The sequence below is a fragment of the Trinickia camelliae genome (assembly GCF_053525655.1).
Genome location: NZ_JBCHAA010000019.1, coordinates 154,888 through 161,030, shown reverse-complemented (window position 1 = coordinate 161,030; position 6,143 = coordinate 154,888). Strand labels below are relative to the sequence as shown.

At 60.9% G+C, this 6,143-nt stretch carries 5 protein-coding genes; 1 reads left to right on the top strand and 4 read right to left on the bottom strand.

Going from position 1 to position 6,143, the window contains the following annotated elements:
- Positions 1 to 517: 517 nt before the first annotated feature.
- Together AAHK20_RS27760 and AAHK20_RS27755 are read right to left on the bottom strand one after the other, a co-directional pair.
- Positions 518 to 1,003, bottom strand: a complete 486-nt coding sequence (locus AAHK20_RS27760) for a GNAT family N-acetyltransferase (RefSeq protein WP_449184691.1) — start codon at positions 1,001 to 1,003, stop codon at positions 518 to 520.
- Between the two features lie 152 nt (positions 1,004 to 1,155).
- Complete coding sequence (locus AAHK20_RS27755; protein ID WP_449184690.1) at positions 1,156 to 2,199, bottom strand: glycosyltransferase family 9 protein; 1,044 nt, start codon at positions 2,197 to 2,199, stop codon at positions 1,156 to 1,158.
- 600 nt (positions 2,200 to 2,799) lie between these two features.
- On the opposite strand from AAHK20_RS27755, the gene AAHK20_RS27750 reads away from it, so the two are divergent.
- The gene (locus AAHK20_RS27750) at positions 2,800 to 3,699 is read left to right on the top strand and encodes an urea transporter (RefSeq protein WP_449184689.1); all 900 of its coding nucleotides are present in this window, start codon (positions 2,800 to 2,802) and stop codon (positions 3,697 to 3,699) included.
- Positions 3,700 to 3,703: 4 nt separating this feature from the next.
- On the opposite strand, the gene AAHK20_RS27745 is transcribed toward AAHK20_RS27750, so the two are convergent.
- Complete coding sequence (locus AAHK20_RS27745; RefSeq protein ID WP_449184688.1) at positions 3,704 to 5,002, bottom strand: L-fuconate dehydratase; 1,299 nt, start codon at positions 5,000 to 5,002, stop codon at positions 3,704 to 3,706.
- A 179-nt stretch (positions 5,003 to 5,181) separates the two neighbouring features.
- On the bottom strand, positions 5,182 to 6,123 hold the full coding sequence (locus AAHK20_RS27740) for an ABC transporter substrate-binding protein (RefSeq protein WP_449184687.1): 942 nt from the start codon (positions 6,121 to 6,123) through the stop codon (positions 5,182 to 5,184).
- Positions 6,124 to 6,143: the final 20 nt, after the last annotated feature.

Sequence of the window (6,143 nt, the reverse complement as noted above, 5' to 3'; positions counted from 1 at the left end):
ATCATCTCCTTGTTGGCGACTTAGACGTTTGACGTTGCGACGCGCAGGGCCCAACTGACAGCTGGATCCCTGATTCAAATCCACGCAATGAATGGGAAATGGCCCCGGTGCTACCTGGCTGTGTCGCTCTGAACGTTCGACGAGCGGAGAACGAGCCGCTCCCGGAGCGGCCGATTGTTTCCGGATGCGAGGCGGGATAGCCCAGGTGTGGGCTGAAGTAGTGAACGACGAAACGCTTTCACCAGGCGCGGCGGTTTTCGCCTGGTGTTGCCGGACCAGTGCAGCAGAAGTGCACGAAGGTTCGCGCGATGAGGACTTCGTGAGTCAGCCACGCTTTAAAGGCGCGTGGCGAAAACCAGTGTAGTTCACGCTATTTGCCGCGACCTGATGAAAATCGGACAAAAGGGCGGCACATTCAGATCGCACGGTACGTGGGTAAGATCATGCGCTGCCTCGTGCGATGAGCATGTGCTGTGTGGAGCAGCACTCTTCCGTGTAAGAACTCTTGCGTCAGTTCTCAGGAGATAAGACTCGTAAGGTCATCCCACGCGAAGACGATGTTTTGCGATCGCCAGACCGGCCCCGGGTCGATGTACTCGCCTGCTGGCCGGCCATTTAACGCCTCGTAAAAGGCGATTGCGGACTCGTTTCCCTTGACGACGCTTAAAGCGGCCCCCTGGTAGTGCATTCTTCTCAAATGAATCGCGAGTTGTGCAAGCAACTCGCGGCCGATGCCGCGGCGCTTGAAGTCGGGATCGACATAGAGGAATTTGATCTCGCCGCGACCATCGAATATCGATTCTGAAGGGCTGCCAGCGGCTCCAATTCCAACGGTTCTATTGTCAATCTCCGCTATGAGCACAATCTGGCCGCTGTCATTCGAAGACAGTTTTTCCTTCCACTGCTTGCCGCGATATTGCTCGTTGAGGGTGGCATATGCTTCCGCTGGCGCAAGCTCTAGGTAGGTATGCCTCCAGACCATCACATGAAAATCGGCGATCATTTGCGCGTCGTCGACATTTGCGCACCTGATGCATATTCCCGTCACTTAATGCTCTCTCGAATGCAGAATCGCACCAGCGGTGCGCGTAGGCCATTGTCAACGATCCGAGCGGCGACGACGGCCGACCGCTCCTGGCCGAACTGACTCCCGTCCTAAGACTCGTATACGTCCTTTTGCGTTTCTACAAACCTCAAAGGCGGCACACCGGCCAAAAAACGATCTACCGCTTGTTCGACGGCCTCGACGTCGATGTCATCGACGATCCTGCCGCTTCGCACAATCACATGCTCGACACCCAGCGGGTGCCAGCGCAAATACTTCTCCGGTCGGTCCTCGAATAGCGCAACAACCGGTAGCCCCAATGCGGACGCGAGATGCACAGGCGCACTGTCCGCCGAAACGATGATGTCGAGCAGACTCGTCGCGGCAATCAAGTCAGCTACAGACGATGTCGTTACATGGCGCGTAGCCGCGTCGGGCCACTCGATCGCGTCGACCGCGACAGCCGGATCGTGAAACACGACCACGTCGGCCCGCTGACCCAACTGCTGCCCTAAGCGCATCCATTTCTCGATGCTCCAGCGCCGCTCCGCCGACTTGTTTCCAATGAACAGGCCCACGAGAGGTTTCGACTGTCGACTCAGCCGAAGTTGCCATTCGCGCTGCAATAGCGGGTTCGGATAAACGGAGAGGGCGAGCCCGTCCACCTTGGTCTCCCCCAACTCCGGAACAAGCTGGAATCCGGACAGCGCCTCGTGTCGCATCGGCCGATGTGCCACATGTGCGTGCTTCCGGTCGTCGAACTCGGTGCTGGCATCGTGCCAGCGGCAGTCCCTGGCTCCCAATTGCCGTGCGAATTTCACGCTGTTCTTGTGCATGCCGCCGTTGGGCACGATCACCAGATCGAACCGCAAGCGCCTCAATCGGTAGATAAGCAGCAGTCGGTCGACCAGCGCGCGCCTCCTTCCAGGCCGGGTGTTCCGCTCGCACTGCTTGCTATAGACGTAGGTATGCACAGCTGTCACGTCCGGATTGCCTGGCAGGACAGCCCCGTTGTACTTGTTCGCGAGCACATGCAGATCCGCATGCGGCCAGCGCTGCTTCAATGCGCCAAGGAATGCTGTCGTACACAGCATGTCGCCTAAAAAATCGATCCGGATGACAAGAATCCGTTTCGGTGAATGCGCCGCGGCCATGTTTCCCTTTCACCTTGTATGGTTTCAAATTGCCTTCATCGACCCCACGGCACGCCCGAGTCCGTCGTCTTACGCGCTTTCTCAACCGTTCCTTATCGCTCGACATGCGTCATCGTGTCGAATGCCATTCTTTTCCAAATCTGACTCTCAGGTCAGAGCGATCGCCTCGTGGTTAGTGTCGTCGGAACCGAGGGTAAACGCTGCAGCACCATAAATCATAAGAAGCTCGCCGATTGTCAGCGATCAAGGCCTTCACGACAAGTGACCGAAAATTACCGACTGCTGCCGCTTACCCCCGCCTCATTTGCAAAGACGTTCCGGTCGTGTTGACCACCCGAAACCCAAGTCGTTGATAAAGGTTTATCGCCCTATTTCCTTTAAGAACACTTAGCGTGACAGGCACATGAGCATCGTCTGCCTGTTGCAGAAACTCGCCGCCCTTCAACATCCAATCCAACCGCTCGCAAATAACGACTATTAAATGCAGCGAATGCGACACGAGGGGGTTTTCCCCTATTCTCCGGTCTCGGCGCATTTTGCTCACTCGCCGGCCTTCTTCAATCACATCGACGCACGCAACGTCGTGCCATTGCTCCACGCATGTCCGACGACGTTCGCCACCTAGCCGTACGCTTCCCGCCACGCACCGTATTGCGCGGCCTAGGCCAAATCGTCTTACAGCCGAATGCGGCCACGGGCTTGCTCCTCTTTGCCGCGCTGGTCTGTTTCGATCGCTGGCTCGCGTGCGCGGCGTTGATCGGCATTGTCACCGCGCTCGCCGTCGCGTCCGTCTCGGACCATCGCGAAGACGATGCCCGGCTCGAACTCGATTGCGTGAACGGCGCGTTGGCCGCCCTCGCCGCGTTCTCGTTGATCGACGCGCATGGAGTCGCGATAGCCGTCGCGGTGTTTGCGGCGGCGCTGACGACTTGCCTGTCGAGCCCGCTGCGGCACTGGCTGCGCGCCGGCGGCTTGTCGCCGTACACCTCGCCGTTCGTGTTCGCCACTTGGTTCTGGCTGCCGCTAGCCGCGGCGTCACACAGCGCCTCAACGGACGCGTCGTCCGGCGCCATGTCCCATGCCCCCTCGTTCGTGCAATTTGCCGGCGACATCGTTCGCAGCTTCGGCCAGATCGTATTCGCCCCGGGCTTGCTGTCGGGCGGGCTCGTTTGGATCGGCATCGCCATCGCGTCGCGCCGCAGCGCCTGCTACGCGCTGCTCGGCTCGGCGCTTGCCACCGGTATCCCGCTCCTGGCCGGTGGCGACGCGACCCTGGTCGGCCAGGGCTTGCTGGGCTTCAACGCTGCGCTTGCCGCGCTCGCGCTTGCGGATCGCGGCTTATGGGTGGCGCTCGGCGGCGCGATGGTGGCCGCGCTGTTTCAACATGCGGCGAGCCTCACCGGATGGCCGACGTTGACCGCGCCGTTCGTCGCGGCGACCTGGGCAATCCGATGGGAACGGCGCCCCAGTCAGCGGACGAGGCGCGCCGTCGAACAGTGACGAATCACGGCCGCCACACCGGCCCATCCGGAAAGCGATACTGATCCAGCGACGCCGCGTGCATTTCGATGCTATAGCCGGGACGTTGCGGCGGCATGTAACGGCCGTTGCGAATCACGACCGGGTCGATGAAATGCTCATGCAGATGATCGACGTATTCGAGCACCCGACTCTCTAGCGACGCCGACACGCAGATATAGTCGAAGAGCGAAATGTGCTGGACGTACTCGCACAAGCCGACGCCGCCCGCATGCGGACACACGGGCACGCCGTATTTCGCGGCCATCAAGAGCACGACGATCACCTCGTTCAGACCGCCCAGGCGGCAGCTGTCCACCTGGCAGAAGTCGATCGCCTGCGCCTGCAGCAACTGCTTGAACATCACGCGATTCTGGCAATGCTCGCCGGTCGCGACGCCGATGGGATGTAGCCGCTGCCGGATCGCCGCGTGACCGAGGATGTCGTCGGGGCTCGTGGGCTCCTCGATCCACCAGGGATCGAATTCCGCGAGGCGGCGCATGTTCGCCACTGCTTCGTCGACGTCCCACACCTGGTTCGCGTCCATCATCAGCTTGCGGTCCGCGCCGATTTCCTCGCGCAGAATGCGGGCTCGCCGCACGTCTTCCTCGAGATCGCCGCCCACTTTCTGCTTGAAGTGCGTCCAGCCTTGCGCCACGCCTTCGCGTGCGAGCCGGCGGATCTTGTCGTCGTCGTAGCCGAGCCAGCCGGCCGACGTCGTGTAGGCCGGATAGCCGTGCGCGAGCATCTCTTGTTCGCGCGCCGCCTTGGTGGGCGCATGCCGGTGCAGCATCGCGATCGCCTCATGCGGCGTGATCGCATCGGTCACGTAGCGAAAGTCGAGACAGCGCACGAGCGCTTCCGGGCTCATGTCGGCGAGCAGCTTCCACACCGGCTTGCCTTCCGCTTTGGCCCACAGGTCCCAGACAGCGTTCACGACGGCGGCCGTCGCCAGATGAATAGCGCCCTTGTCCGGGCCGATCCAGCGCAACTGGCTGTCCGATGTCACCGCGCGCCAGAACGCCCCCATGTTCGCGGCGATATCCTCGAGCGTCTTGCCGACGACGAGCGGCGCGAGCGCTTCCACGGCAGTCACGCAGATCTCGTTGCCGCGCCCGATCGTGAACGTGAGTCCATGGCCCGCGAGCCCTTTCGGCGAATCGGTGTCGAGCGTGACGTAAGCGGCCGAGTAATCGGGCGCGGCGTTCATCGCATCGGAGCCGTCGAGTGAACGCGAAGTGGGAAACCGTATATCCCGAACCGACAGTCTTGTGATCGTAGTCATCTGTGGTCCCTCGCTGTGGGCTTGGAGTAAGTGCTAAAGCACTAACTCCAGCAACCACAGCATGGGACCCGAGTAAGCGCTAAAGCGCTAACTCGGGTCGACAAAAAAGAAGAGGAAGGGCCGCGGCCCCTCCTCTCCCGTCGAGTCTTAGCGGCGCAACCGCGCCTTGGAAACGACGGTCAATCGTAGAGCACCGCAGCGATCTTCGGATCGCTCATGTTGGTCTTGTCGTACCAGTAGAAGCCCGTGTCGACTTTCTTGGGCAGCGTCTCGCCATGCATCGCCTTCACAGCGGAGTCGACGACGCACTTGCCGATGCCGACCGGATTCTGCGTGATGGCCCCGAGCATCAGGCCGGAGTTGATGTCCTCTTTCTGCTCCTTGCCCGAGTCGTAGCCGACCAGCACGAGCTTCTTGCCCGATTCCTTGACGCCGATCGCAGCGCCTTCCGCCGAGCCTTCATTCGCGCCGAAGATGCCCTTGAGGTTGGGATTGGCCGCGATCATCGCCTTGGCGATTTCCGCCGACTTCAAGTGGTCGCCGCCGCCATATTGCACGGAGACGATCTTGATGTTCGGATGCTTCGCTTTCATCTCCTTCAGGAAGCCGTCGCGGCGGTCGATGCCGGTGCGGCTCGTCTGGTCGTGCACGATCACGCCGACTTCGCCCGAGTCTCCGATCGCCTCGGCCAGCTTGTCGGCGGCGAGCGCTGCAGCGGCAAGGTTGTCAGTCGCGCACGTGGTGAGCGGAATGTTGCTGTCGACGCCGGAGTCGAACGCGATCACCGGGATCTTTTCGGACTGCGCGCGCTTCAAGAGCGGAATGGCCGCCTTGCTGTCGAGCGCGGCGATGCCAAGCGCCTGCGGCTTCTTGGCAAGCGCGGCCGACAACATGTCGATCTGCTTATCGACCATCGCCTCGGTTTCGGGACCCTCGAAGGTGATCCTGACGTTGTGCTCCTTGGCCGACTGCTCCGCGCCGGCTTTGACGGCCTGCCAGAACTGATGTTGAAAACCCTTCGAAATTAGCGGGATATACGGTTCTTCTGCAACGGCAAGACTCGTCGCGCCGATGAAAGCGCCAACGCCGAACACCGCAAGGAATATTCTTCTATTCAACATGATGTCTCTCCTCCTAAGGT